Raw genomic sequence first — 23,428 nt, 5'->3', positions numbered from 1 at the left:
CCCCACTGATCAGTGCACACTCTGCACGTGCAGCCGTGTTCACGGCTCCGGCGAGGCCAGCGATTTCAGCAGGACGGCGGCGAGTCGCGAGGTCGCGTCGCCACTGTCGACGTCGGCGATGTGCACCGCGAAGACCAGGTCGCCCATGGTGGCCAGCAGCCAGCCGTCGGCGCCGCCGGTCGCCGCGAAGGCGGTGACATCCCGGAAGCCGCGCAGCGCAGCGGTTTCCGGCTTGCCGATGCCCTCCTGCAGCAGGCCGCGCAGCCGGTCGACGGCGGGCTGGGCGAGTGCGGGCACGGGGGTGTCGGTGGTGCTGGGCTTGCCGTTCTCGATCATCGGCGGCACCACCGAGCCGCGCGCGATCGCGGCGGCGGCGATCGCCATACCGAAGGGGCTGGCCAGCACCGCGTCCGAGCCCGCGCCCTGGCGCACCTGTTCGGTGCTGCGGCCGGGAGCGCTGATCCGCCCGGTCACCTCGTCGAGCCCGTGCACCTTGAAGTCGACGCCGACGCCGAGCGCGGTCGCCGCCTCGGCCGCCTCCTGCACCGAAACATCCTGCGGCGCTTTGTTCTTCGTCGCCGCGGCGACGGTGCGGAACAGTTCCATGGTGCCACCGGCCGGGAACAGCCCGGTGAACGCGATCGGGCCCTTCTCGGTGGCGTAGCTGTTCTGCGCGACGGCGACCACCGCGCCGGTGGACGGCTGGATCGCGACCACCGAGGCCGGCGTACCCACGCTGACCACCGCGTCCTCGGCCGCGCGCTGCAACCGCTGGTCCATGGTCGCGGAGATATCGGGCCCGGCCGGGCCCTGATAGCCGGCGACCTGGCTGACGAACCGGCCGTCGGCCTCGAAGATCTGCACGCCCCAGCCGGCGGTGGCCTCCTGGCTGTCCTTCCACACCTCGCGCAACGCGTCCAGCATCGGCGACCAGGTGCGGCGATCGGCGGAGATCAGCTTGGGCTGCTTCTCCATCACCACCCCCGGTACCCGCGCCATCCGCGGTTCCAGGATCGCGAAGTCGCCCTCGCGCAGGTTGACCGCGACGACCGGCTTGCCCTGCGAGGCGGCCAGCTGCTGCATCAGCGAGGGCCCGGTGATCAACGGAGCGACCGGCTCGATCGCGTCGGCGAGCGCGTTGGTCGACCCGACCAGGTCGCCGGTGCGGCTCGGATCGATCTTGATGACATTGATCGTCTGCTCGGTCATCAGCGGCTCACCGGGCAGGTCGACGACCCGCGGCGGCGGCTTGGCGGTGGTGCGCACGAGCTTGACGGTGCGATTGTTGGCCAGCTGCGGCATCACGACGGCGGGGTCCCAGGAGATCCGCCAGCCGATCGCGAGCTTGCGGACGGTGCCCTGGAGTGTGTAGGTCCAGTCCTTGTGCTCGCCGAAGTTCCAGGCGACGTCCATGCTGAAGATCGCCGACTGCGGGTCGAGATCGATCACCTGGCTCGGCTCGTAGTCGACCTTGCCGGTCGCCAAGCCTTCGAACATTTGCTTCATGGTTGCCGAAGCGGCGGCGGGGTACGAGGTCAGGTCGGCGGCTTTGGTGTAATCCTGCGCGTCCAGCAGATCGGTGAACCGCTGGACAACCGATTCCGACTCACTCGGCTTCCCACCCACCCCGCACGAGCACAGCGCGATGGCGAGGGTCGCAACCCCCACGATCGCCATTGCGCCCCGTGCGCGAAAGCGGCGGGATCCCCACACATCCATATCGCCCACTCTTCACTCTTGCCACTCCGGTAACAAATCCACCGTACCGGAAGTTGACCCGTCTCCGATGCCCCGGTAACACGGGACGCTAGCCGACCTCAGCACCTAGATTGTGCCCGAAATCTCGCCCCGATGAGGGCCTGATCTCGAACCTCGCCCAGCCAGTGGCAACATCTGGCGCGCCTACCGTACCGGGCGGCCCGCCGAGTTGTGCGGATCTCGCATTGTCCGGCGATTCAACGTGAGGGTACCCAGGCCCACCGACACTCAACCCCACGTCACCGACCCACATCGGCCGGGAACACCATCGTTCACGCAGAGCATAAACCGCTGCGCATATATCGGCGTAATCTTGTAATCAACGCAACGTGCGCAACAGAGATAGCAGGTGATTTCCATGCGGAACGCCCATCGCGAACGCGGATTCGGCCGGCCGGGCGGCTGGCAGCAAGCAGACCTCCCCGATCCGGCCGATGCCCCCGATTGGTTCGCCGGACGATTGCCCGCCGACTGGTTCACCGGCCCGCCGGAGATCGAGATCGACCGCGACGAGATCGTGGTCGTCGGCGAACTCCCGGTGCCGCAGCCCAAGTCGGCCGACGCCGACGCGCCGGTCTCGGCGGCGACGAAGGAGGGAGCGCTGGCCCGCTTCCGCGAGTCCACCCGGCCGGCCAGGATGCGGATCGCCGACGAGGCGCAGCGGCGCTACGGCCGCAGCGTCGCCTGGGGCGTGCGGGTCGACGGTGAGCGAATCCTGTTCACCCACCTCGCGGTTCCGGTGATGACCCGGCTGCGCCAGCCCGAACGCCAGGTCCTCGACACCCTGATCGACGCGGGCGTGGCCCGCTCCCGCGCCGACGCGCTGGCCTGGACGGTGAAACTGGCGGGCAAGCACGCCGAGTCCTGGCTGGCCGAACTCCGCGAGGCCATGCGCAAGGTCGACGACCTGCGCTCCGAAGGCCCGACCGGCCTGTGAATTAAGGTGGCCTGCATGGCAGACACCGTGCAGGCCACCGGCCCGATCCTCGTGCTCAACGGGCCGAATCTGAACATGCTCGGCACCCGCCAGCCCGAGATCTACGGCGCCGACACCCTCGCCGACGTCGTCGCCCTGTGCGAGCGCACGGCCGCCCGGTTCGGCCGCGAGGTCGTGGCCTTCCAGTCCAATCACGAAGGCGCGCTGATCGATCGGATCCAGCAGGCGCGCGGCGAGGTCTCGGCCATCGTGATCAATCCCGGCGGCCTGACTCACACCTCGGTCGCGCTGCGCGATGCCCTGGTGATTCCCGAGGTGCCGATCGTGGAGGTGCACATCAGCAATGTGCACGCGCGCGAGGAGTTCCGGCACCACTCGTTCGTATCCCCGATCGCGACCGCGGTCATCGCGGGCCTCGGCGTCCAGGGCTACGCCGCCGCGATCGAATTCCTGAGCAAGTCCTAGGCGAGCCGGAAGACCGGGAAACCGGGGGCGATGGCGGCGAGCTGCTCGTCCGAGGCGTTCTTGTCGACGCCCTCGAAGAACTTGCCGACCTCCCAGCCCCACTTCTCCAGGTAGAGGCGCAGCAGCGGGACCTTGTCGGTGTCGGCGATCTCGGTGGCCGTGAACTGCTCGACCTTGCGGCCCAGCCGCAGTTCACCGTCGCCCGCGACGCGCAGGTTGCGCACCCACTGGGTGTGCCCGCGCGGGGCGACCAGGTAGCGCTCACCGTCGGCGGCGGTCATCACGTTGACCATGGTGGTGCGCCATTCGCCGCTCTTGCGACCGCGCACGGCCAGCAGCCGCGAGCCCATGATGCTGATGCCCAGCTTGGGCAGCAGGTTGGCGATCTTGTTCATGATCGGGTCGAAGCCGGTGGGGCCGAGGTAGCGGGTGGCGTTGTCCATCTTGATCACTCCTGAACTGTGAGCACTGCTCTCTGTTGAGACAAGCATGCGCGCTCGGCGGCGACATGTCAAGAGCAGTGCTCTCACTTTTCGGAATGTCCGTTTCTCCTGAAGTATTGCCGCGATGAAATGTAGTACGTATGCTACATCTCATCGAAGGTCGATGATTGGGAGGACTCATGGCTTCGAGTAACAGCGTTGTGCTCGACGTACAGCAACTACGGATGCGCTACGACGAGACCGACGTCCTGCACGATGTGACATTCCAGGCCACGCGCGGAGAGGTGCTCGTCATGCTCGGGCCCAACGGCGCGGGCAAGACCACCACGATCGAGATCCTCGAGGGGTTTCGCAGGAGGTCGGCCGGCCGGGTCGACGTGCTGGGGACCGATCCCGAACACGGTGACGAACAGTGGCGCGCACGCATCGGCGTGGTGCTGCAATCCTGGCGCGACCACGCGAAATGGCGTGTGCGCGAACTGCTTCAGCATCTCGGCTCGTACTACGTTCCCTATGCCACCCCGCGCACCCCGCGGCCGTGGGACACCGATCAGCTCATCGAACTGGTCGGCCTGACCGACCACGCGAACGCCAAGATCGCCACCCTCTCCGGCGGCCAGCGCCGCAGGCTGGACGTGGCGATCGGCATCGTCGGCAAGCCCGACCTGCTGTTCATGGACGAACCCACCGCGGGCTTCGATCCGGCCGCGCGGCGCGACTTCCACGATCTGGTGCACCGGCTGGCCGATCTGGAGGACACGACGGTGCTGCTCACCACGCACGATCTGGACGAGGCGGAGAAACTCGCCGACCGGCTGCTGATCCTGGCCGGTGGGCGGATCATCGCCGACGGCTCGCCCGACGAGCTGTCCCGCTCGGTCGCGGGCGAGGCCCAGGTGAGCTGGACCGTGGACGGACAGCGATTCGTGCACACCACCACCGAGTCGACCAAGTACGTGCACGAGCTGTTCAAACAGCACGGTGACGACATCGGCGAACTCGAGGTCCGCCGCGCCTCGCTGGAGGACACCTACATGACCCTGGTCCGGCGCGCCGAATCCGGCGACACGGGCGCACCCGTTCACTCTCTCGCGGAGGTCACCCGATGAACGTCACCGCCATCCGCGCCGGAGTCGCCCGCGGCGGGATCGAATTGCGCCAGCTCTACACCAACGCTCCCGATCTGATCGGGCAGTTCCTCACCCCGGGCATCTCGCTCGCGGTGCTGTTCCTGCTGCGGAACCGGATGTACGGCGAGAGCGGACTGTCGATCGCCGAGCTGGCCGTCCCCGGCCTGCTCGGCTCCATCATCGCGTTCAACGGCCTGTACGCGGTCCTCAATGTGCTGGTCCTGGACCGGGAGGACGGCACGTTGCTGCGCGCCAAGGCCGTGCCCAGGGGACTGACCGGCTACTTCACCGGCAGGATCGTGGCGGGCGCGGGCGCGGTGCTCGCGCAGGTCGTTATCGTGCTCGGTGTGGGCATGGTGATCATCGGCGGTTCCTCGCTGACCGACGCGAGCGCGATCGCGATATTCGTCGGGGTAGTGGCGCTCGGTCTGCTGGCCGTGCTGCCCTGGGGCACGATCCTGGGCAGCCTGCTCGACAGCCGCTCGTCGTTCCTGCTGACGATCCCGCTGATGGGCCTGGTCGCCATCTCCGGCATCTTCTACCCGATCACCGCGCTGCCGGGCTGGTTGCAAGCGGTCGGTCAGGTGTTCCCGATGTACTGGCTCGGCCTCGGCATGCGCTCGGCGCTGCTGCCCGCCGACGCGGTCGCCGTCGAACTCGAGCAGTCCTGGCGGCACCTGGAGACCGTGGCGGTTCTGGGGATCTGGACCGTCGCCGGACTGCTGATCGCACCGATCGTCCTGCGGCGCATGGCGGCACTCGAATCCGGCTCCGCGATGGCCGCGCGCAGGGACAAGGCGATGCAGCGTGCCTTCTGAGGTCATCTACAACCGCATCGCGATGCTGCGCGCCGAGCGCGGCATCTCGCGGCGGGACCTGGCCGAAGCGCTCGGCGTGCACTATCAGACCGTCGGCTATCTCGAACGGGGCGAATACAGCCCCAGCCTGCATCTAGCCCTGCGGATCGCGGCCTACTTCGAGGTGGCGGTGGAGGTGGTGTTCTCCACCGAGCCGTTCCCCCGGCTCGGTGCCGAGACCGCGTGAAACACCGCCGACCGTCCGGCACCCAGAGCGGTGCCGGACGGTTTCGGCGTGTCGACTTCGACTGTGCCGCAGGGCACTCGGAAGCCGATCGGCCGGGCGATCTCAGCGGGCCGCGCCACGGATCAGCTCGAAGGTCGACACCGGCTTGCCCGCCGCCTCGCTGGCCTCGACCGCCTTGCGCCAGTACGACTGCGCCAGGTGCGAGAAGCCCGCGTCGACGCCGACCTCCTCGCTGGCGTCGATGATGTGCTGCGCGCCGGCCACCATCATCTTCAGCGAGGCCAGGTCGGCCCACCCGCCGTTCTGGTTGGCCACCGAGAACTGCTCCATGAAGTACGGGAAGGCCTCGCTGGAACGGACCGCGAACGGCACGAACTGGGCGATGTCGTGGCCGGACTTCGCGATCACCGCGGTCGCCTGGTCGAAGGCCAGCAGCCAGGGATGGAAGATGACCAGCAACGCCTGGTAGAAGACCTGGGCGAGGCCGTCGTCGGCGCCGAGGTACTCCTGCGGGCTGAGCGGACGCAGCAGCTCGGCGTGCGCGTCGAACACCTCCTTCGGACCGCTGTAGAAGATGTAGGACGCGGGGTGCTCGATGTTGTCGCCCGCCGACATCACCCCGCCGGAGAGGAACTGCGCGCCACGCTCGCGCACCCAGGCCGCCCCGGCCCTCGCCTTGTCCGGCGAGTCCGACGACAGGTTGGCGATCACCTTGCCCGCCAGGGCTTCCGGCGCCTGACCGAGCACGTCGTACATGGCGGCGTAATGAGTCAGGCTCAGGACCGACACCTCGTTGGCGGCCAGCGCCTCGGCGACGGTGTCGGCGCGCTTGGCACCGAGCGCGACCATCGCGTCGACCTTGTCGGGGCTGCGGTTCCAGACGGTGACCTCGACGCCTGCCGCCAGGAAGGCGCGGACCATGGCCTGCCCCATCGGGCCGAGGCCGAGCACGGAGACGGAGCGGGTGGACTGTTCGGACATCTGATGCCCCTTCGATTCTCGATTGTTCGATGGTTCGGCGCCGGAATCCATGGTGGTCGGCGCGGGTATCGTCGGGAAGACCGAACGTCGGGGTGTGGTTGCTTACCCTGAGGTCCGAAATACGGTCGGAAGGGGTGCACTAACGATGAACAGTGACACAGATCACGACGTGTGCGGCATGAGCCTGGCGATCGACGTCGTCGGCGGGAAGTGGAAGCTGCACCTGATGTGGGTGCTCGGCGCGGGCCCGCAGCGGTTCGGGCAGATCCGGCGGCTACTCGACGGGGTGAGCGAGAAGGTGCTCACCGAGAACCTGCGCCAGCTGGAAGGCGCGGGCGTGGTGCACCGCGAGGTCTATCCCGAGATCCCGCCGCGCGTCGAATACTCGCTGACCCCGCTCGGCGAGACCCTGCGGCTGGCGCTGGAGCCACTGGAGACCTGGGGCGACACCCACCGCGCCGAGCTCGCCGTGAACACCCGCCCGAGCGCGCCCGTCCCTACCGCTGTCGCGCTGTAGCCCATCGCGACAGGCGGTCGAGCGCGATCCGTTCGCCGACGCGTTCGAGCAGCGCCGCCGCGTTCGCGATCGAGCGCGACGGATTCGGTTCGAGATCGGCGAGCGCGTAACACCCGGCGAAGCCCGCCGCCCGGATCTCCCCGGGCGACAACATCGTTCGGCCCACCGCCGCGACCACCGGCACCCCGGCCGCCTTGGCCGCGGCGGCCACCCCGACCGGCGCCTTGCCGTGCATGCTCTGGTGATCCAGCGACCCCTCGCCGGTGACGACCAGGTTCGCCCCGGCCACCAGCGCGGGGAATTCCAGCAGCTCGAGCAGCACATCGATACCGCTGCGGACCTGCGCGCCGAGCACCGCGAGCGCGCCGAATCCGGTACCACCCGCCGCGCCCGCGCCGCCGATCTCGGCGTAACCGGTCCCCAGCACCGCTGCCCAATTGGTGAGTGCCGCTTCGAGATCCACCATCCGCGCGGCGTCGGCGCCCTTCTGCGGCGCGTACACCGCCACCGCACCCGCGGGGCCGAGTAGCGGATTGTCCACATCACAGGCCAGCGTGAACCGCGCCTGCGCGATCGCCGGATGCAGCGCGGCCCGGTCGACCGACACCACCCGGCTCAACAGCGCGACCACGTCGAATCCGGTGACCTCGCTTCGCAATTCGCTGCCGTCGCGGTCGAGCAGGCGCAGGCCGAGCGCCTGCAGGAAGCCCGCGCCGCCGTCGGTGGACGCGCTGCCGCCGAGTCCGAGGACGATCTCGCGCGCGCCGTGATCGAGCGCATGCGCGACCACCACTCCGAGGCCGAAGGTGTTCGCCCGGATCGGCTCCAATCGACCGCCGGGGAGCTTGACCAGCCCGACCGCCGCGGCCAGCTCGACCACCGCGGTGTCGCCGTGCACGGCGTAGACCGCGGTCGACGGTTCCCCGGTCGGGCCGGGGGCCGGGACCATGATCCGCTGCCAGCCCGCGGCGGCGAACGCGTCCACCATGCCGTCGCCGCCGTCGGCGACCGGCACGCAGCGCACGTCGACGGACGGCGCGGCCCGGCGGATCCCGGCCGCCAGCGCGATGGCGACCTCGGGCGCGGTGAGCGAGCCCTTGAACTTGTCGGGCGCGAGCACCACACGTGCGGTCATGCTGTCTCCTCCTGCGATGCTCGGGTGCCCTCCGTGGTGACGCGAGCAGGCGTGTCCCCACGCTGACCGATCATCCCGACATTGTCCGGGCTCGGACCGAAACCCGCCATACGCGGACCCCACCGTCGAATGTCGCGGACCGGGGTAGTTTCGACGCATGGCGACCGAGGTCCGCAACAACGCCGCGCTCGAGCGGTTCGAACTCACCGCCGACGGAGTCCCCGCCGGCTATATCGAGTACCAGGACACCGGGGCCGAACGCGCCCTCGTGCACACCGAGATCTATCCCCGATTCGAGGGCCAGGGACTGGCCAACGTGCTCACCCAGGCCGCGCTGGACGCCGGCCGCGCCGAGGGGTTCAGCGTGCTGCCGCTGTGTCCGGTGGTCCTGCACTTCGTCAAGACCCATCCGGCCTACATCTCGCTGGTGCCGCAGCGGGCGCGGGAGCTGTTCGGGTTGCCTCAGTAGCTCGCGACCGCCGCGTCGACGGCCAGTTGCAGTTCGTCCTTGACGAGGCGGGCGATATCGGCGGGCCGCTGCGGCAGCTCCAGCACCGGCGACCGGAAGTAGAACCGGGCGGCGACGACCTCCGCGGCGGTCGGCTCGACCTTCGGGTCGGGTCGCGGACCGTAACTCATCGCCAGGGCGACCAGCGCGGGCGGCGCGTCCAGCTTGGCCGCGCGGAACGCGATATGACCGATCCCGCTGCCGACGGACTGCACCGTCACCGGGTCGACGTCGTTGCAGGTGCCCTCGGGGAAGATCGCCAGGTGATCACCGGCGGCCAGACGCTGCGCGCAGACATCCATCATGCGCTGACCTGCGGCGTTGACGGCCCTGATGCCGTGGTCCTTGCCGCGGAACACCGGGATGCCGCCCATCATGTCGACCTTGCGGCGCTGCTCGGGATCGACGAACAGTTCGTCCTTGGCCAGCACCCGCACCCGGCCGATCTTGCCGCGCAGCGGTGAGCGCCACGCCGTCGCGGCGACGGTGTACGGATCGCTGGTGGAGAGGTGATTGATCGCGAAGATCACCGGGCGCCCGCTGCGGACCAGGGCCTTCAGCTGCTGCTTCGCGCCGTCGGCGAAGGCCACCCGCGGGCGGAAGCGCCGGGCCAGAACGGCATAGGACGCCAGCGCCTTCCAGCGATTCTGCTGATGTCGCTGGTAGTAGTCGTACACGGCGTCACTGTTTTCGAGAAGGACCTCGGGCGAGTGCATGCCGAGACCCTACCGGGCGGGCCCGCGGGCGGTCGGACGAGAAAATTTCCGGTCCGCGGCGGTCCGCGGGGAGCGCGCGACACCGGTCCAATGCGATGATGGCTCGGTGGCACGCGGAGACGACCCGGACGAGCGCCGGACTCGCGACGGGCACGGCGATGACCGGCGGCGCGGGCACCCCGCGGTGGGCGTCCGCGCGGGCAATCTGCTGGTGTCGGCGATCGACCTGGTGGAACCGACCTTCCGGCGGACCGTGGTGTACGTCATCGAGCACAACGACGCCGGCAGCCTCGGCGTGGTGCTGAACCGGCCGAGCGAGACCCCGGTGCGCGACGTCCTGCCCGCCTGGGCCGACCTGGCCGCCCAGCCGACCGACCTCTACATCGGTGGTCCGGTCAAACGCGACGCCGCCCTGTGCCTGGGCACCCTGCGCACCGGCGCCGACATCTCCGAGGTGCGCGGCCTGCGCCGGGTCGACGGCCGGGTGGTGCTGGTCGACCTGGACGCCGATCCGGCCGAGATCGGCCCGCTGGTCGAGGGCATCCGGATCTTCGCCGGGTACGCGGGCTGGTCGATGGGCCAGCTCGACGGCGAACTCGACAACGACGACTGGATCGTGGTCTCGGCGCTGCCGTCGGATCCGCTCGCCACCGACCGGCACGACCTGTGGGCGAGCGTGCTGCGCCGCCAGCCGCTGCCGCTGGCCCTGCTCGCCACGCACCCGATTGAACTCGAACGCAACTGATCCCGTTACTCCTTCGACAGATCAGGAGTGACACCATGAATATCGACGAGCAGTGACCCGGACCGCCGATGGACGACGGTCGCGACGAACTGATGCGCGCGCTCTACGCCGAGCACGCTCCCGCGCTGTGGCGCTTCACCCTGGGCCTGGTGCGCGATCCCGGCCGGGCCGAGGACATCGTGCAGGAGACCTTGCTGCGGGCCTGGCAACGGCCCGCGGTGCTCGAGCAGACCGAGACCTCACCGCGCGCGTGGCTGTTCACCGTGGCCCGTAATCTTGCCGTCGACGAACACCGCAGCGCGCGACACCGCCGGGAGTTCGGCACCGACACACCCCCGGAACAGGTCAGCCCCGATCAGTCCGATCGGGCGCTGGACGGCTGGCTCGTCGCCGACGCGCTCAGCACGCTGAGCCAGGATCATCGCGAGGTGATCGTGCGGGCCTACTACCGCGGCCTCGGCATGCAGCAGATCGCCGACGAGCTGGGCATTCCGCCGGGCACGGTGAAGTCGCGGCTGCACTACGGCATGCGGGCGATGCGATTGGCGCTACAGGAGATGGGGGTGACGAACCGATGACCGATCTCTTCGACGAGTACAGCACCTGGGACGCCGCCTACGTTCTCGGTTCCCTGGGCGCCGACGAGCGCCGCGAGTACGAGACGCACCTGCACGACTGCCCGCACTGCACCGAAGCGGTCGCCGACCTGGCCGGGATGCCCGGAATGCTCGCGCTGGTCGATCGCGACACCGCCCTGTCGATGATCGAGGCCACCGAACCCGCGATCGCCCACGCCCCCGATCTGCTGCCCTCGCTGGCCGCCGCGGCCGAGAAGAAGCGCCGGCGAAGTCGCTGGATCGGGGTCGGCAGCGCGGTCGCGGCCGCCGCGGCCGCCGTGGCGATCGCCATCCCGGTGACGGTCACTGTCGCCCGCTCCGACGCGCCGACCGAACAGGTCGTCGCGGCCCAGCAGATGCGGGCGGTGGAGCAGACACCGGTCAGCGCCGAGGTGAAACTGGTGCGCGACGGCGACCGCACCCGCCTGGTGATGACCTGCCGCTACGCGCCGAGCAGCTACGGCTCCGGCTACAGCTGGACCTACGGCCTGATCGTCACCGCGGGCGACCAGCGCTTCGAACTCGACCAGTGGCCCGCGGGCCCCGGCACCGAGCTCACCGTCGACCGCACGATCGACGCGCCCCCGGAGTCGATCAGCAAGGTCGAGATCACCTCGGTCAGCGCGGGCCGCACGATCCTGGAAGCCCAGATCTGAGCCGACCAGAGCGGTCCCGGAACAGAATCCGGGACCGCTCCATCGATCTGGTGAGAATGTGGGTGACTCACCGGGGACGGGCGACCTCGCTACTCGCCCGACCGCCTGCCGCGGGCCGGTCGGCCGAACCGCCCGAGTCCGGCCGAAATCGCGGGGAGGCGGATCAGAAGATCGACTTCGACCAGAGGTAGCCGCCGACGGCGATCACCGCGCACCAGCCCAGCGAGACCCAGCCGTTGACGCCGATCTCGGTGCCCATCAGCAGCCCGCGCAGGGTCTCGGTGATGGGGGTGAAGGGCTGGTACTCGGCGAACTGCCGCAGGCCGACCGGCATGGTGTCGGTGGCGACGAGGCCGCTGCCGAGGAACGGCATCATCACGATGGGAAACGGTGCGTTGCTGGCGCTTTCGGGGTTCGGCGAGAGCAGACCGAGGGCGATGGCGAGCCAGGTGAAGGCGAAGGTCACCAGGGTGAGCAGGCCGAAGGCGGCCACCCATTCGAGCAGGTTCGCGTTCGGCCGGAAGCCGATCAGCAGCGCGACCCCGGTCATCACGGCCATGCCGCCCAGCGCCTGGATGAGCGCGCCGAGCACGTGCCCGGTGAGCATCGACGACTGCGAGATCGCCATCACCCGAAAGCGATTCACGATGCCTTTGCTCTTGTCGGTGGCGATCGAGACGGCCACCGACACGGTCATGTACGCGGGCAGCAACAACAGCATGCCCGGCGCCAGGTAGTCGATGTACTCGCCGCCGGAGGACTTCTCCAGCGCCCCACCGAAGACGTAGTTGAACACCAGCAGCAGCACGGTGGGCATGATCAGGATGCCGAAGACCATGCTCGGATAGCGCTTGGCGTGGATGATGTTGCGCCGCAACATGGTCATGGTGTCGGCGACGGCGTGCTTGTTCGCGACGGTGGTGGTGCTCATGCCAGGGACTCCTGCTCGGTGGTGGCGCGGTCGTTGTCATGCTCCGCGGCCGTCGCCGGCCGCTGAGCGCTTCTTCCCGTCAGGGTGAGGAAGACGTCGTCGAGGTTGGGGGTGTGCACGGAAATGCCGCCCGCTTCGATGTTCTCGGCATCCAGCAGATCGAGCACGGCGCGCAGGGAGCGCACGCCGCCGTCGCTGGGGACCGCCAGGGTGAGGCCGTCGCCGGCGTCGAGCACCCGCGCGGACGGGCCGAGCGCGTACTGCGCGGCGGCCAGCGCGCGCTGATCGGCGAAGTCGATGCGGATGTGCCCGCCGGGGATCAGCCGCTTCAGTTCGGCCGCGGTGCCCTCGGCGACGATGCGGCCCTGGTCGAGCACCGCGATGCGGTCGGCCAGCTGATCGGCCTCCTCGAGGTACTGGGTGGTGAGGAAGACGGTGACGCCGAGGTCGTCGACCAGGCCGCGGATGATGTCCCAGATGGCCCGGCGGCTGCGCGGGTCGAGGCCGGTGGTCGGCTCGTCGAGGAAGATCACCCGCGGGTTGCCGACCAGCGTCATGGCCAGATCGAGCCTGCGGGTCATGCCGCCGGAGTAGGTGCTCGCCGGTTTGTCGGCCGCCTCGACCAGGTCGAAGCGCTCCAGCAGTTCGGTGGCCAGGCCGCGGGTGTCGCGGCGGGGCAGATGGTTGAGATCGCCCATCATGTGCAGGTTCTCGCGGCCGGTGAGCAGTTCGTCGACGGCCGCGAACTGTCCCGTCACGCCGATCAGCTCGCGCACGCCGTCATGTTCGGTCACCACGTCGTAGCCGCCGACGGCGATCTCGCCGGCGTCGGCGCCGATGAGCGTGGTGAGGATCTGCACCGTGGTGGTCTTGCCCGCGCCGTTGGGGCCGAGCAGGGAGAAGATCGTGCCCTCGGCGACGGTGAGGTCGATGCCGTCGAGGACCGTGTGCTCGCCGTAGGCCTTGCGCAGGCCCCGTGCCGTGATGGCCGAGTTGACCATGGTCGTCCCTTTCCAGAGAATTTCATTCATTACTGCGAATATGTGCATGAGTTATCGACACAGCCCCCAGGGGGCTGCGGTTGCTGGTGTGGGTGTGTGGTTGTGACCGGCAGACCGGGAACTAGATGTCGAGTTCCTCGATCTGCGGGTGGGCGTGGATGTCCTCGACCTTGCGATAGAGCTTGTCGGGGACGCGACCCTTCAGGGCGGCCACGTCGTCGAGGATCTCGTACTCGTAGTCGCCCCAGTCCCAGGGCCGGTCGCCGATGCCGAACATCCGGCGCCAGTATTTCCAGTCCTTCAGGTCGCCGGCGGCCTCGCCGGTCGGGTAGTCCTTCCACAGCGCCGTGTGCGTGTGCAGCACGAGCTTGCCCTTGCGACTGCGGTAGACCTGCTGGTGCAGCACCCGCTCGTCGCCGACATCGCGCCATTCGCCCAGCAGGGTGCCCTGGAAGCGCACCTGCCGCACGCCGTCGCGACCCACCTGCAAGACGACCTCGTCGAAGCCGGCCTGGCGACCTTCCTCCAGGTCGATGAACCGGCGCAGCGCGGCGACCACCGCGCCGGAGATGTTGCCACCGACGAGTTCCTGCGCCCGCTGGAACAGGGGCAGATCATCGTCGGCTACGTAGATCGTCTTGTTGGGCATGCACTCACTATACGTAGATGTATACGTACACACAAGGGGTGGTTCTCACCCACCCTCTGAACCGGAGTCGTCGCCACCCCGTATCCCTCGTGTACGCGACGTTCCGTCCGTCGGTTCCCGCTGGTCCGACCGGGTACGCGGGCAGGGGACGCAGCACGCGAGAAAAGAGGAGGGCCGATGCCGAACCGAGTGGTCGACTACCTCGTTGACGCGGTATCCGGACTGGGGGTCACACATCTGTTCGGCGTCGACGGCGCCAATATCGAAGACCTCTACGACGCGATCTTCGACGCGGGCGGGCGCCCGGCGGGCATCGTCGCCAAACACGAGTTCTCGGCGGCCACCATGGCCGACGGGTACGCGCGCAGCACCGGTGGACTCGGCGTGGTGGCCGCGACCTCCGGCGGCGGGGCGATGAACCTGGTCGCCGGGCTCGCCGAGTCCTTCGCGTCCCGGGTCCCCGTCCTGGCGCTGGTCGGACAACCGCCTACCACCCTGGAAGGCCATGGGGCGTTTCAGGATTCGAGCGGACTGGCCGGATCGCTGGACGCCACGGCACTGTTCTCGGCGGTGAGCCGATACTGCGCGCGCGTCACCGATCCGGCCGAGCTGCCCGCCCAGCTCGCGGCGGCGGTCGCGGCGGCCGAGGGTGGCGGTCCCGCCGTGCTCCTCATCCCCAAAGACGTGCAGCAGCAAGCGATGCCGGCAGCGGCGACGCGCCCGGCCCGGACCGGCGCGGCCGAGCTGCCGGTGCTCGACGCCGTCGTCGCCGAACTCGCCGCCGCCCGGCGCACCGGGAAGGTCGTGATCATCGCGGGCGATCAGGTCGCCCGCGACGACGCCCGCGCCGAACTGACCGAGCTGGTCACCGCGCTCGACGCCTCGATCGGCCTGGCACCCGACGCCAAGGACGTCTACCCGAACGCCGGTCCCGGCTACTGCGGCGTCGCGGGCAGCATGGGGCACGCCGAACTCGCCGAGGCGCTGGCCGCGGCGAGCGCGTGCCTGCTGATCGGCACGCGGCTGCCCGTCACCGCGAGCGCGGGCCTGGACGCGGCACTCGCCGACCTCACGCTGCTCAGCATCGGCGCGCTACCGCCCTATCCGGCCGCACTGCACACCACCGCCACCGACCTCGCCGCCACCCTCGGCGAACTGCTGACCCGGATCGACGGCACCCCCACCCACACCGATCCCCCGGCCGACCCGACTCCGATGACGGTGCCCGAGGCCGCGGGCCCCGGCCTGCGCTACCGCACCGTCGTCGAGGCCGTTCAGCGTGAATTGCCCACTGGGGCGGATATTTTCGCCGACGCCGGTAACACCGGCGCCAGCGTGGTGCATTACCTGAGGGTGCCCGAGGGCGGACGATTCGTCGTCGCCCTCGGAATGGGCGGCATGGGCTACGCGTTCGGCGCGGGCATCGGTTCCGCCTTCGCCCGCCACGACGCCGCCGACGGTCCGCATCGCACGGTCGTGATCGCCGGCGACGGTTCCTTCTACATGCACGGCATGGAACTGCACACCGCCGTGGAACACGCCCTGCCGATCACCTTCGTGGTGTTCAACAACAACGCGCACGCCATGTGCGTCACCCGTGAACAGCTCTACTACCGGGACCGCTACAGCTTCAACCGTTTTCACCCCGCACACCTGGGAGCCGGCATCGCCGCCATGTTCCCCGGGCTCCCCGCCCGCACCGTCGACGAACCCGGTGAGCTCGCCGCCGCCCTGCGCGACAGCTTCACCGCCACCGGACCCTCGTTCCTCGAAATCCTCTGCGACCCCGACGAAATACCGCCCTTCCTGCCCTTCCTGTCGACTATCGACGCTTCGAGGAGTACCCCGTGACAACCAGCGCCCTGCCAGCACTCAGCGATATCCCCGACGAGGTGATCCCCGGCGTCCTGCGGATCGAGAATTCGGATCGGGAGGCGACGACCCCGATCATCATGGACATGCTGCGGTCGGTGTATCCGCACGACCAGATCTACGGCGACTTCTGCCCCGTGCAGACCTACATCGCCGCACCGCCGCGCGAGGTCTTCGAATACCTCGCCGACACCCGCTCGCTGGAGGAATGGACCTACAGCCTGCGCGGATTCACCGAGACCGACGAACCGGGCCTGTGGTTGTCCTACGACCGGCTCGGCGACGCGACCAAGTGTTTCACCAGGACCGTCGCCAACGCCGACGCCATGACCGTGGACTACCACTGCGCCTGGGACCAGTCCGCACACCTGTGGATGATCTACCTGATGCGGGTCGTCGACGCGCAGGTGGTGTTCGACAAGCCGGGGTCGGTGGTGCTGTGGGTCAACTGCAAACACCCCTTCTACGACGAGAACGGTTATCCGGAGACCGCGCCGCCCAAGCGGCCGGTGTGGGTCGGCGATTTCTGGGAGATGTTCTCCGCCGGCCACCAATTGGAGCTCGACAACCTCAAGGCCATCTGTGAATACCGCGCGGCTCACGGGCTGCCGATCAAGCCGGAGTGGATGCAGTGAACATGCCGCAAGTGAGTCTGGTCGACGTCGCGAGTTACCTGCCCGGCGAGCCGGTCCCGACCGAATACTTCACCCAGTTCTCCCGCTCGGAGCGGATGGCCAAGAACGTGATGTTCCGGTCCCCGACCGGACGCCACCATGTCGACCGCGACGAAACCGCTGTCGACATGGCCGAGAAGGCCTTCGCGCCGCTGCGGGAACGGCACGGCGATGGCCTGGCCGCCGAGATCGACATCATCCTCACCCACACCCAGCTGCCCGACAATCCCGTGCTCGGCGCCGGCCCCGAGCTGGCCCGGCGCCTCGGCGCCAAGCCCTCACATGTCCTGGACGTGCACAACGGCGGCTGCGCAGCCTTCGTGCACATGATGGCGCTGGCCCGGATGATCATGGCCACCAGCGACGCCAAGACCGCGCTGATCGTCGCCGCCCAGAACTGCGCGGGCCCGGTGTTCACCCAGCCCGACATCCGCAAGCTCGCGCAGGCGCCGGTGCCCGGCGACGGCTGCGGCATCGGCTTGCTCCGCAAGGACGATTCGGCGCCGATCCTCGACATCGAATGCCGCACCTATCCCGAATTCGCCGGTGACATGGACTTCTCCACCAACGGCCCGCGCAAGTACTGGGAACCGGGCGAGGGTCAGGGCTGCGTGAGCTTCACCGAATCGAAGATCACCAAGGTGTTCGCGCGCGGCAACCGGCTCGTCCCCGAGGTGGCGCTGGCGGTGTGCGATCACATCGGGGTGAAGGGTCGTGACATCGACGCCTTCGTCACCAATCAGCCGAATCGGCTGTTCCTGCGCAACTGGCACGACGCGCTGGAACTGCCCGCCGAACGCCATCCCGACACCTTCGACCAGTGCGGAAACCTGTTCGCCGCAGGCATTCCGGTGACCCTGGATGTGGAGAACCGGGCGGGCCGATTGCGCAACGGCTCGGTGGTGCTGCTGTCGGCGTTCGCGCACGCCGGTGATTTCGCCGGTGCGGCCGCCGTGCGCTGGGGCGCGGCGCGATGACCACGCGCCTCGCGGAACCGACGATCCCCTCCCGTCGGTTCCGCACCTCGGCCACGCCGATGCTGTTCGACCTCTCGCTCAGCGAGAACCCCTTCCCGCCGCTGCCGTCGGTCGTCACGGCGGTCAACGACACACTCGCCCAGGCGAATCGGTATCCGGAGTTCCTGCCCGAGCGGTTGCCGCGGGTCATCGCCGAACGCCTCGGCGTCCGGCCGGAACAGGTGGTGGTCGGCTCCGGCGCCACCGGCGTCGCGCAGCAGGTGCTTCGGGCCCTGTCCGGCGGCGAACTCGTCACCAGCACACCGACTTTCGACGGCTACCCGATGCTGGCGGACATGACCGGCATGACATTGGTGCCGGTGCCGCTCGACCCGGCGGGCGAGCAGGATCTGACCGCGCTGCGCCGCGCGGTCAACCGGCGCACCGCGCTGGTCGTGCTGTGCAGGCCGCACAATCCGACCGGAACGGTGCTCGACGCCGGCGCGGTGCGCTCGTTCCTGTCCGCGCTCCCCCGCCGGGTTCCGGTGCTGCTCGACGAGGCCTACGTCGAATTCCTCGACCCGGCCGACCGCCTCGACGTGCACGCGCTGCTGCACCGCCACCCGAATCTGCTGGTGCTGCGCACCTTTTCGAAGGCGTACGGCTTGGCGGGCCTGCGCATCGGCTACTGCGTCGGCCGCGGTGATCTGATCGAGCGCATCAGTCGTCAACAGCTGCCCTTCGGCATCGGCACCGCCGCCGTGGCCGCGGTCCGCGCCGCCTATGCCGCCGACGACGAACTCCACGACCGCATCCAGCGGATCAACCGGGAACGCGACGCGCTTCGAACAGCCCTGCGCGCCTGCGGCATCGACGTGCACCGCAGCCACGCCAACTTCCTGTATCTGCCCGGCCCCGGCGTCGCCACCGCGCTCCGCCGGGCGGGCATCAAAGCCAAGTCCTATCCGGACGGCAGTGCCCGGATCGCGGTCGGCGACCCCCTCGCCGGCCGCGCCGTGCACGCGGCCCTGATCGACCTGCGCTGAGCGCGGTCGGTCGATGACCGGATGACCTGGTGGCCTCCCTTCGCCACCAGGTCATCCGCCTTCGCACTCAGCTACCCCCACCGCAGCTGCTCGAGCTCCCGCCACCACAACTGCTGGAACTTCCGCTGCTGCAACTGCTCCAACTGCTCGACCCCGAGTCGCTGCCGCTCGAGCCGTAGTCCGTCCAGGCGCTGCCACTGGACCAGCCGCTGTCACTCCCCCGCCGTCGAGACCTGTTCTGCACCTGCCTGATGCGCCGCTGCTCGGGAGATTCACTCGCCGCGCGGACGATGGCCACGATGATCAGCACCGGCACCATCACGAACACGGCGAGTCCGAGGATGACGATGACGCTCGCGAAGATCATCACGATCAATTCGCTCATGGAACCTCCCCTTTACGGCCTGGTGTGTCGATGCCGAAAGTAGGACCGAGCCCTTGTAATCCCCTTTCGACCGACCTGCACCCCTGGTCGACAGGCCGACGATCAGCTTCCGCCGCCGCAGCCACCCGCCGAACCACCGTCGTGACTACTGTCCTCGTCGCGCATCTTGCGCAGCGTGCGTGAGGCACTGGCCAGACCATCCGCACTCGCGCCCCACACCCAGCGCGCGGGTTGGCCACGCCGGACGACCCTGCGCGGTCGGTTCCGCACTCCGACGATCACCACCAGCGACGCGGCGCACGCGAGCAACGCGACGCCGACGACCGGCGAGAAACCGAACGCGACGACGCCGAGGAGAACGAGCAGCGCCACCGCGCCGAGCATCATGGCCGACCCTCCGACCCCGCGCGATCAGCTACCGCCACCGCAGCCGCCGCCACCACCACAACCGCCGCCGCTACCTCCACCGTCACCATGGTGCGAGTCGCCACCACCGGCCACCCACCCGAAACCACCCGCGCCCGCCGCACCGGACCCGGCGCCCCACCGCCCCGCCGTGGACGCCCCCCGCGAGGCCCGCACCCAGGCGACGACGAGCAGCACCACCGCCAGCGCCATCAACGCGATTCCGATGGACGCCGAGACGATGGTGGTGACGAGTCCGATCAAGGCCAACAGCAGAGCCGAAAAAATGAGCCGCATGGATTTCCCCCCGAAATCGAGTCCTGCCTCCGTTGTACCGGAACGGCGGGACCGGGGCCACGACAACGACCCGGCGACGCGGATGGGGTCAGTTGGCGGGGGCGCAGGTGTCGCGGAGGGAGCAGCCGCCGCAGGAGGAGCCGCAGCCACCGACGGGGGCGGGCGGGAGGAGGGGTTCGACGGCGCGGGCGGCGGCGTTGGCGCCTGCGCCCAGGGTGAAGATGGCGATCACGGCGACCGCGACGGCCACGCCCAGGGCGGGAAGACCGCCCGCGACCAGGGCGACCAGGCCGCCGGCGAACAGCAGGGCGCCCGCGCCGACGGAGGTCGGGGCGGCGATGCGGTTGGCGAGGCGGAAGTTGTCGTCGCTGTGCAGGGCGGCCTCGGTGGTGACACCGAGGAAGCGATTGCGGGGCAGTTTGCCGATCAGTCCGAGCACGCCGGTCACGATGGCGACCGCGGCCAGCGCGAACAGCAGGAGAGCGACGACGACCATTCTTGCAGGCTAGCGCACCGCCGTCGGGGCCCGATCGAGCGCTCCCCGCCGAGGTGACCGCCCACACACCGCAGTGCCCGTCGGAAATCACCTGGCACCGACGTTCTACCCTGTTAGACGATGTTTACCGGGGATCGGCGAGAACAAGAAGGCAGGACCGTGCAGGACACTCGTGCAACCGAGAGTGACGTACCTCAGCACCGGTACAACGCCGAGCTGGCGGGGCGGATCGAGCGGCGCTGGCAGCAGAACTGGGCCGAGCGCGGCACCTTCCACGCGCCCAACCCGGTCGGTCCGCTGGCCGGCGAGACGCCCGCGGACAAGCTGTTCATCCAGGACATGTTCCCGTTCCCGTCGGGCGCCGGCCTGCACGTTGGCCACCCGCTGGGCTACATCGCCACCGATGTGTTCGGCCGCTACCACCGCATGCACGGGCGCAACGTGCTGCACGCGCTGGGCTACGACGCCTTCGGCCTGCCCGCCGAGCAGTACGCGGTGCAGACCGGCGCGCACCCCCGGGTGACCACCGAGTCCAACATCGCCACGATGCAGCGGCAGCTGGACCGGCTGGGCCTCGGTCACGACCCGCGGCGCTCCTTCGCCACCACCGACCCGGAGTACTACCGGTGGACGCAGTGGATCTTCCTGCGCATCTACAACGCGTGGTACGACCAGGAGGCCGGGAAGGCCCGCCCGATCGCCGAGCTGGCAGAGCAGTTCGCCACCGGCGCGCGCCCGGTCCCCGACGGCGGCGACTGGAACGCGCTGACCGCCGCCGAGCGCGGCGCGCTGCTGGACTCGTATCGCCTGGTGTACCAGTCGGATTCGATCGTCAACTGGTGCCCCGGCCTGGGCACGGTGCTGTCCAACGAAGAGGTCACCGCCGACGGCCGCAGCGAGCGCGGCAACTTCCCGGTGTTCCGTAAGCGCATGTGGCAGTGGATGATGCGGATCACCGCCTACGCCGATCGCCTGGTCGACGACCTGGACACGCTGGACTGGCCGGACAACGTGAAGTCCATGCAGCGCAACTGGATCGGTCGCTCGCGCGGCGCGCAGGTGCGCTTCGACGCGCCCGACGGCGAGCAGATCGAGGTCTTCACCACCCGCCCCGACACTTTGTTCGGCGCCACCTACGTCGTGCTGGCGCCCGAGCACGAGCTGGTCGACAAGCTGACCGCCGCCGCCTGGCCGGACAGCACCGCCGCCGCGTGGACCAACGGCGGCGCGGCCACCCCGGCGGAAGCCGTTGCGGCGTACCGCACGTCGATCGCCGCCAAGACCGATCTGGAGCGCCAGGAGAACAAGGAGAAGACCGGCGTCTTCCTGGGCTCCTACGCGACCAACCCGGCCAACGGCAAGCAGGTGCCGATCTTCATCGCCGACTACGTGCTGAGCGGCTACGGCACCGGCGCGATCATGGCCGTGCCCGGCCACGACCACCGCGACTGGGACTTCGCCACCGCGCTGCAACTGCCGATTCTCGAGGTGATCGACGGTGGTGACATCACCGACGGCGCACACGCCGGCGAGGGCAAGCTGATCAACTCCGACTTCCTCAACGGCCTGGAGGTCGACGAGGCCAAGGCGACCATGATCGGTCACCTGGAGGCCGAGGGTCACGGCACCGGCACGGTCCAGTACAAGCTGCGCGACTGGCTGTTCGCCCGCCAGCGCTACTGGGGCGAGCCCTTCCCGATCGTCTACGACGCCGACGGAGTCGCGCACGCGCTGCCGGAATCCATGCTGCCCGTGGAACTCCCGGAGATGGCGGACTTCGCGCCGGTCACCTTCGACCCCGACGACGCGAACTCCGAGCCGTCCCCGCCGCTGGCCAAGGCCACCGACTGGGTGAACGTGGAACTGGACCTGGGCGACGGACCCAAGCAGTACCGCCGCGACACCAACGTGATGCCCAACTGGGCCGGGTCCTCCTGGTACCAGCTGCGCTACGCCGACCCGACCAATGCCGAGACGTTCTGCGCCGAGGAGAACGAGAAGTACTGGCTGGGCCCACGCACGGCCGAGCACGGCGCGGACGATCCGGGCGGCGTCGACCTGTACGTCGGCGGCGTGGAGCACGCGGTGCTGCACCTGCTGTACGCGCGGTTCTGGCAGAAGGTGCTCTTCGACCTGGGTGACGTCTCCGGCAGCGAGCCCTACCGCCGCCTCTACAACCAGGGCTACGTGCAGGGCTACGCCTACACCGACGAGCGGGGCGCGTACGTGCCCGCCGCCGAGGTCGTCGAGCGCGACGCCAAGTTCTTCTGGACCGGCGCCGACGGCGTCGAGATCGAGGTCAACCAGGAGTACGGCAAGATCGGCAAGTCGCTGAAGAACGCCATCTCGCCCGACGAGATGTGCGATCTGTACGGCGCCGACACCTTCCGCTTCTACGAGATGTCGATGGGTCCGCTGGACACCTCGCGTCCCTGGGCCACCAAGGACGTCGTCGGCGCGCACCGCTTCCTGCAGCGGGTGTGGCGCCTGGCGATCGACGAGGAGACCGGCGCGGTGAAGGCCACCGACGCCGCGCCCTCGGACGCGACCCTGCGCCTGGTGCATCGCACGATCGCCGGTGTCGACGAGGATCTGGCCGCGCTGCGCGACAACACCGCGGGCGCCAAACTGATCGAGCTGACCAACCACCTCACCAAGAACTACCCCGACGGCGCCCCGCGCGCCGCCGTGGAACCCCTGGTGCTGATGCTGGCCCCGCTCGCCCCGCACATCGCCGAAGAACTGTGGGAACGCCTGGGGCACACCACCTCCCTGGCCCACGGCCCCTTCCCGATCGCCGATCCGGCCCTGCTGGTCGCCGACTCGGTGGAGTACCCGATCCAGGTGAAGGGCAAGGTGCGCAGCCGGATCCAGGTGCCCGCCGACGCCGATCCGGCCACGATCGAGGCCGCCGCGCTGGCCGACGAGAAGGTCGTCGCGCTGCTCGAGGGCGCGGCACCGCGCAAGGTGATCGTCGTGCCGGGCAAGATGGTCAATATCGTGCCGTGAGCCTGGTACCCGTTCGACGCGAGGAGCAGCACCGATGACCGATCCGACCGACGAA

General features: G+C 69.2%; 27 protein-coding genes. 15 read left to right on the top strand and 12 right to left on the bottom strand.

What is annotated here, in order from left to right:
* Window positions 1-39: 39 nt before the first annotated feature.
* Entirely contained in the window at window positions 40-1,677 is a 1,638-nt protein-coding gene (locus ACIO52_RS11945) for an NTF2-like N-terminal transpeptidase domain-containing protein (RefSeq protein ID WP_218718525.1), read from the bottom strand.
* Window positions 1,678-2,116: 439 nt separating this feature from the next.
* Here ACIO52_RS11945 and ACIO52_RS11940 point away from each other — a divergent pair, with 439 nt between their 5' ends.
* Both ACIO52_RS11940 and aroQ read left to right on the top strand, forming a co-directional pair.
* The gene (locus ACIO52_RS11940) at window positions 2,117-2,695 is read left to right on the top strand and encodes a hypothetical protein (protein ID WP_218718526.1); all 579 of its coding nucleotides are present in this window, start codon (window positions 2,117-2,119) and stop codon (window positions 2,693-2,695) included.
* Window positions 2,696-2,710: 15 nt separating this feature from the next.
* Window positions 2,711-3,160: a type II 3-dehydroquinate dehydratase gene (gene aroQ / locus ACIO52_RS11935; RefSeq protein WP_316573006.1), complete on the top strand. Its 450-nt coding sequence runs from the start codon at window positions 2,711-2,713 to the stop codon at window positions 3,158-3,160.
* Here aroQ and ACIO52_RS11930 read toward each other — a convergent pair.
* Window positions 3,157-3,603 carry a nitroreductase/quinone reductase family protein gene (locus ACIO52_RS11930; protein WP_316573228.1) on the bottom strand — a complete coding sequence of 149 codons (447 nt, stop codon included), beginning with the start codon at window positions 3,601-3,603 and terminating at the stop codon, window positions 3,157-3,159. The genes aroQ and ACIO52_RS11930 overlap by 4 nt on opposite strands.
* 179 nt (window positions 3,604-3,782) lie before the next feature.
* Here ACIO52_RS11930 and ACIO52_RS11925 point away from each other — a divergent pair, with 179 nt between their 5' ends.
* From ACIO52_RS11925 to ACIO52_RS11915, 3 genes are read left to right on the top strand one after another with little or no spacing between them, the layout of a single operon-like run.
* Window positions 3,783-4,712, top strand: coding sequence for an ABC transporter ATP-binding protein (locus tag ACIO52_RS11925; protein WP_218718528.1), 930 nt, complete (start codon window positions 3,783-3,785; stop codon window positions 4,710-4,712).
* Window positions 4,709-5,551: an ABC transporter permease gene (locus ACIO52_RS11920; RefSeq protein ID WP_402643464.1), complete on the top strand. Its 843-nt coding sequence runs from the start codon at window positions 4,709-4,711 to the stop codon at window positions 5,549-5,551. Before ACIO52_RS11925 ends, ACIO52_RS11920 begins: the two co-directional genes overlap by 4 nt.
* On the top strand, window positions 5,541-5,777 hold the full coding sequence (locus ACIO52_RS11915) for a helix-turn-helix transcriptional regulator (RefSeq protein WP_189034374.1): 237 nt from the start codon (window positions 5,541-5,543) through the stop codon (window positions 5,775-5,777). The genes ACIO52_RS11920 and ACIO52_RS11915 overlap by 11 nt, the downstream gene beginning before the upstream one ends.
* Window positions 5,778-5,879: 102 nt before the next feature.
* Here the strand turns inward: ACIO52_RS11915 and ACIO52_RS11910 are convergent, their stop codons facing one another.
* On the bottom strand, window positions 5,880-6,809 hold the full coding sequence (locus tag ACIO52_RS11910) for an NAD(P)-dependent oxidoreductase (protein WP_218718530.1): 930 nt from the start codon (window positions 6,807-6,809) through the stop codon (window positions 5,880-5,882).
* A gap of 94 nt (window positions 6,810-6,903) precedes the next feature.
* On the opposite strand from ACIO52_RS11910, the gene ACIO52_RS11905 reads away from it, so the two are divergent.
* Window positions 6,904-7,275 carry a helix-turn-helix domain-containing protein gene (locus ACIO52_RS11905; RefSeq protein ID WP_342800571.1) on the top strand — a complete coding sequence of 124 codons (372 nt, stop codon included), beginning with the start codon at window positions 6,904-6,906 and terminating at the stop codon, window positions 7,273-7,275.
* Here ACIO52_RS11905 and ACIO52_RS11900 read toward each other — a convergent pair.
* On the bottom strand, window positions 7,256-8,410 hold the full coding sequence (locus ACIO52_RS11900; RefSeq protein WP_402643459.1) for a glycerate kinase: 1,155 nt from the start codon (window positions 8,408-8,410) through the stop codon (window positions 7,256-7,258). The two genes, ACIO52_RS11905 and ACIO52_RS11900, sit on opposite strands and share 20 nt — an antisense overlap.
* Before the next feature lie 157 nt (window positions 8,411-8,567).
* Here ACIO52_RS11900 and ACIO52_RS11895 point away from each other — a divergent pair, with 157 nt between their 5' ends.
* The gene (locus ACIO52_RS11895; protein WP_218718533.1) at window positions 8,568-8,879 is read left to right on the top strand and encodes a GNAT family N-acetyltransferase; all 312 of its coding nucleotides are present in this window, start codon (window positions 8,568-8,570) and stop codon (window positions 8,877-8,879) included.
* On the opposite strand, the gene ACIO52_RS11890 is transcribed toward ACIO52_RS11895, so the two are convergent.
* Window positions 8,873-9,634: a 1-acyl-sn-glycerol-3-phosphate acyltransferase gene (locus ACIO52_RS11890; RefSeq protein ID WP_218718534.1), complete on the bottom strand. Its 762-nt coding sequence runs from the start codon at window positions 9,632-9,634 to the stop codon at window positions 8,873-8,875. The two genes, ACIO52_RS11895 and ACIO52_RS11890, sit on opposite strands and share 7 nt — an antisense overlap.
* A gap of 106 nt (window positions 9,635-9,740) precedes the next feature.
* Between ACIO52_RS11890 and ACIO52_RS11885 the strand changes: the two genes are divergently transcribed.
* The 3 genes from ACIO52_RS11885 (at window position 9,741) to ACIO52_RS11875 (ending at window position 11,652) form a co-directional block, all read left to right on the top strand.
* Window positions 9,741-10,379, top strand: a complete 639-nt coding sequence (locus ACIO52_RS11885) for a YqgE/AlgH family protein (RefSeq protein WP_218718535.1) — start codon at window positions 9,741-9,743, stop codon at window positions 10,377-10,379.
* Window positions 10,380-10,447: 68 nt separating this feature from the next.
* Complete coding sequence (locus ACIO52_RS11880; protein ID WP_218718536.1) at window positions 10,448-10,957, top strand: sigma-70 family RNA polymerase sigma factor; 510 nt, start codon at window positions 10,448-10,450, stop codon at window positions 10,955-10,957.
* Window positions 10,954-11,652 (top strand): anti-sigma factor, encoded by a 699-nt coding sequence (locus ACIO52_RS11875; RefSeq protein ID WP_218718537.1) that lies wholly within the window; start codon window positions 10,954-10,956, stop codon window positions 11,650-11,652. The genes ACIO52_RS11880 and ACIO52_RS11875 overlap by 4 nt, the downstream gene beginning before the upstream one ends.
* Before the next feature lie 163 nt (window positions 11,653-11,815).
* Here the strand turns inward: ACIO52_RS11875 and ACIO52_RS11870 are convergent, their stop codons facing one another.
* The 3 genes from ACIO52_RS11870 to ACIO52_RS11860 all read right to left on the bottom strand — a co-directional run bounded on the left by ACIO52_RS11870 (window position 11,816) and on the right by ACIO52_RS11860 (window position 14,233).
* Window positions 11,816-12,583, bottom strand: coding sequence for an ABC transporter permease (locus ACIO52_RS11870; RefSeq protein ID WP_402643453.1), 768 nt, complete (start codon window positions 12,581-12,583; stop codon window positions 11,816-11,818).
* The gene (locus tag ACIO52_RS11865; RefSeq protein WP_402643450.1) at window positions 12,580-13,614 is read right to left on the bottom strand and encodes an ATP-binding cassette domain-containing protein; all 1,035 of its coding nucleotides are present in this window, start codon (window positions 13,612-13,614) and stop codon (window positions 12,580-12,582) included. The genes ACIO52_RS11870 and ACIO52_RS11865 overlap by 4 nt, the downstream gene beginning before the upstream one ends.
* Before the next feature lie 91 nt (window positions 13,615-13,705).
* A complete protein-coding gene (locus ACIO52_RS11860; RefSeq protein ID WP_402643446.1) occupies window positions 13,706-14,233 on the bottom strand; it encodes an EXLDI protein in 528 nt (175 codons plus the stop codon).
* A 177-nt stretch (window positions 14,234-14,410) separates the two neighbouring features.
* On the opposite strand from ACIO52_RS11860, the gene ACIO52_RS11855 reads away from it, so the two are divergent.
* The 4 genes from ACIO52_RS11855 to ACIO52_RS11840 are packed head-to-tail and all read left to right on the top strand — an operon-like array spanning window position 14,411 to window position 18,781.
* The gene (locus ACIO52_RS11855) at window positions 14,411-16,084 is read left to right on the top strand and encodes a thiamine pyrophosphate-binding protein (protein ID WP_402643443.1); all 1,674 of its coding nucleotides are present in this window, start codon (window positions 14,411-14,413) and stop codon (window positions 16,082-16,084) included.
* Window positions 16,081-16,740: an SRPBCC family protein gene (locus tag ACIO52_RS11850; protein WP_218718541.1), complete on the top strand. Its 660-nt coding sequence runs from the start codon at window positions 16,081-16,083 to the stop codon at window positions 16,738-16,740. Before ACIO52_RS11855 ends, ACIO52_RS11850 begins: the two co-directional genes overlap by 4 nt.
* Window positions 16,741-16,742: 2 nt before the next feature.
* Entirely contained in the window at window positions 16,743-17,756 is a 1,014-nt protein-coding gene (locus ACIO52_RS11845; protein ID WP_402643440.1) for a 3-oxoacyl-ACP synthase III family protein, read from the top strand.
* A 59-nt stretch (window positions 17,757-17,815) separates the two neighbouring features.
* Window positions 17,816-18,781, top strand: a complete 966-nt coding sequence (locus ACIO52_RS11840) for a pyridoxal phosphate-dependent aminotransferase (protein ID WP_394358653.1) — start codon at window positions 17,816-17,818, stop codon at window positions 18,779-18,781.
* Window positions 18,782-18,848: 67 nt separating this feature from the next.
* Here ACIO52_RS11840 and ACIO52_RS11835 read toward each other — a convergent pair whose 3' ends face one another.
* The 4 genes from ACIO52_RS11835 to ACIO52_RS11820 form a co-directional block, all read right to left on the bottom strand.
* Window positions 18,849-19,166: a hypothetical protein gene (locus ACIO52_RS11835; RefSeq protein ID WP_342800564.1), complete on the bottom strand. Its 318-nt coding sequence runs from the start codon at window positions 19,164-19,166 to the stop codon at window positions 18,849-18,851.
* Between the two features lie 102 nt (window positions 19,167-19,268).
* The gene (locus tag ACIO52_RS11830) at window positions 19,269-19,553 is read right to left on the bottom strand and encodes a hypothetical protein (protein WP_342800563.1); all 285 of its coding nucleotides are present in this window, start codon (window positions 19,551-19,553) and stop codon (window positions 19,269-19,271) included.
* 24 nt (window positions 19,554-19,577) lie between these two features.
* On the bottom strand, window positions 19,578-19,868 hold the full coding sequence (locus ACIO52_RS11825; RefSeq protein WP_316573019.1) for a hypothetical protein: 291 nt from the start codon (window positions 19,866-19,868) through the stop codon (window positions 19,578-19,580).
* A gap of 88 nt (window positions 19,869-19,956) precedes the next feature.
* Entirely contained in the window at window positions 19,957-20,364 is a 408-nt protein-coding gene (locus ACIO52_RS11820; RefSeq protein ID WP_402643436.1) for an SdpI family protein, read from the bottom strand.
* A gap of 159 nt (window positions 20,365-20,523) precedes the next feature.
* Here ACIO52_RS11820 and leuS point away from each other — a divergent pair, with 159 nt between their 5' ends.
* Entirely contained in the window at window positions 20,524-23,373 is a 2,850-nt protein-coding gene (gene leuS / locus ACIO52_RS11815) for a leucine--tRNA ligase (RefSeq protein ID WP_402643433.1), read from the top strand.
* Window positions 23,374-23,428: the final 55 nt, after the last annotated feature.

It is taken from the genome of Nocardia sp. NPDC087230, from assembly GCF_044744725.1.
Classification (GTDB): Bacteria; Actinomycetota; Actinomycetes; order Mycobacteriales; family Mycobacteriaceae; genus Nocardia; species Nocardia canadensis.
This window is presented reverse-complemented; position numbering and strand designations above follow the sequence as displayed.

Bases quoted from the DNA above. Each gene is read 5' to 3' on its own strand.
- ACIO52_RS11840 (WP_394358653.1), top strand. From the start codon at position 17,816: ATGCTGTTCGACCTCTCGCTCAGCGAGAACCCCTTCCCGCCGCTGCCG.
- ACIO52_RS11895 (WP_218718533.1), top strand. From the start codon at position 8,568: ATGGCGACCGAGGTCCGCAACAACGCCGCGCTCGAGCGGTTCGAACTC.
- ACIO52_RS11890 (WP_218718534.1), bottom strand. From the start codon at position 9,634: ATGCACTCGCCCGAGGTCCTTCTCGAAAACAGTGACGCCGTGTACGAC.
- ACIO52_RS11865 (WP_402643450.1), bottom strand. From the start codon at position 13,614: ATGAATGAAATTCTCTGGAAAGGGACGACCATGGTCAACTCGGCCATC.
- ACIO52_RS11855 (WP_402643443.1), top strand. From the start codon at position 14,411: ATGCCGAACCGAGTGGTCGACTACCTCGTTGACGCGGTATCCGGACTG.
- ACIO52_RS11940 (WP_218718526.1), top strand. From the start codon at position 2,117: ATGCGGAACGCCCATCGCGAACGCGGATTCGGCCGGCCGGGCGGCTGG.
- aroQ (WP_316573006.1), top strand. From the start codon at position 2,711: ATGGCAGACACCGTGCAGGCCACCGGCCCGATCCTCGTGCTCAACGGG.
- ACIO52_RS11880 (WP_218718536.1), top strand. From the start codon at position 10,448: ATGGACGACGGTCGCGACGAACTGATGCGCGCGCTCTACGCCGAGCAC.
- ACIO52_RS11900 (WP_402643459.1), bottom strand. From the start codon at position 8,410: ATGACCGCACGTGTGGTGCTCGCGCCCGACAAGTTCAAGGGCTCGCTC.
- ACIO52_RS11910 (WP_218718530.1), bottom strand. From the start codon at position 6,809: ATGGATTCCGGCGCCGAACCATCGAACAATCGAGAATCGAAGGGGCAT.
- ACIO52_RS11875 (WP_218718537.1), top strand. From the start codon at position 10,954: ATGACCGATCTCTTCGACGAGTACAGCACCTGGGACGCCGCCTACGTT.
- ACIO52_RS11845 (WP_402643440.1), top strand. From the start codon at position 16,743: ATGCCGCAAGTGAGTCTGGTCGACGTCGCGAGTTACCTGCCCGGCGAG.
- ACIO52_RS11905 (WP_342800571.1), top strand. From the start codon at position 6,904: ATGAACAGTGACACAGATCACGACGTGTGCGGCATGAGCCTGGCGATC.
- ACIO52_RS11860 (WP_402643446.1), bottom strand. From the start codon at position 14,233: ATGCCCAACAAGACGATCTACGTAGCCGACGATGATCTGCCCCTGTTC.
- ACIO52_RS11830 (WP_342800563.1), bottom strand. From the start codon at position 19,553: ATGATGCTCGGCGCGGTGGCGCTGCTCGTTCTCCTCGGCGTCGTCGCG.
- ACIO52_RS11835 (WP_342800564.1), bottom strand. From the start codon at position 19,166: ATGAGCGAATTGATCGTGATGATCTTCGCGAGCGTCATCGTCATCCTC.
- ACIO52_RS11930 (WP_316573228.1), bottom strand. From the start codon at position 3,603: ATGGACAACGCCACCCGCTACCTCGGCCCCACCGGCTTCGACCCGATC.
- ACIO52_RS11925 (WP_218718528.1), top strand. From the start codon at position 3,783: ATGGCTTCGAGTAACAGCGTTGTGCTCGACGTACAGCAACTACGGATG.
- ACIO52_RS11870 (WP_402643453.1), bottom strand. From the start codon at position 12,583: ATGAGCACCACCACCGTCGCGAACAAGCACGCCGTCGCCGACACCATG.
- ACIO52_RS11820 (WP_402643436.1), bottom strand. From the start codon at position 20,364: ATGGTCGTCGTCGCTCTCCTGCTGTTCGCGCTGGCCGCGGTCGCCATC.
- ACIO52_RS11945 (WP_218718525.1), bottom strand. From the start codon at position 1,677: ATGGCGATCGTGGGGGTTGCGACCCTCGCCATCGCGCTGTGCTCGTGC.
- ACIO52_RS11825 (WP_316573019.1), bottom strand. From the start codon at position 19,868: ATGCGGCTCATTTTTTCGGCTCTGCTGTTGGCCTTGATCGGACTCGTC.
- ACIO52_RS11920 (WP_402643464.1), top strand. From the start codon at position 4,709: ATGAACGTCACCGCCATCCGCGCCGGAGTCGCCCGCGGCGGGATCGAA.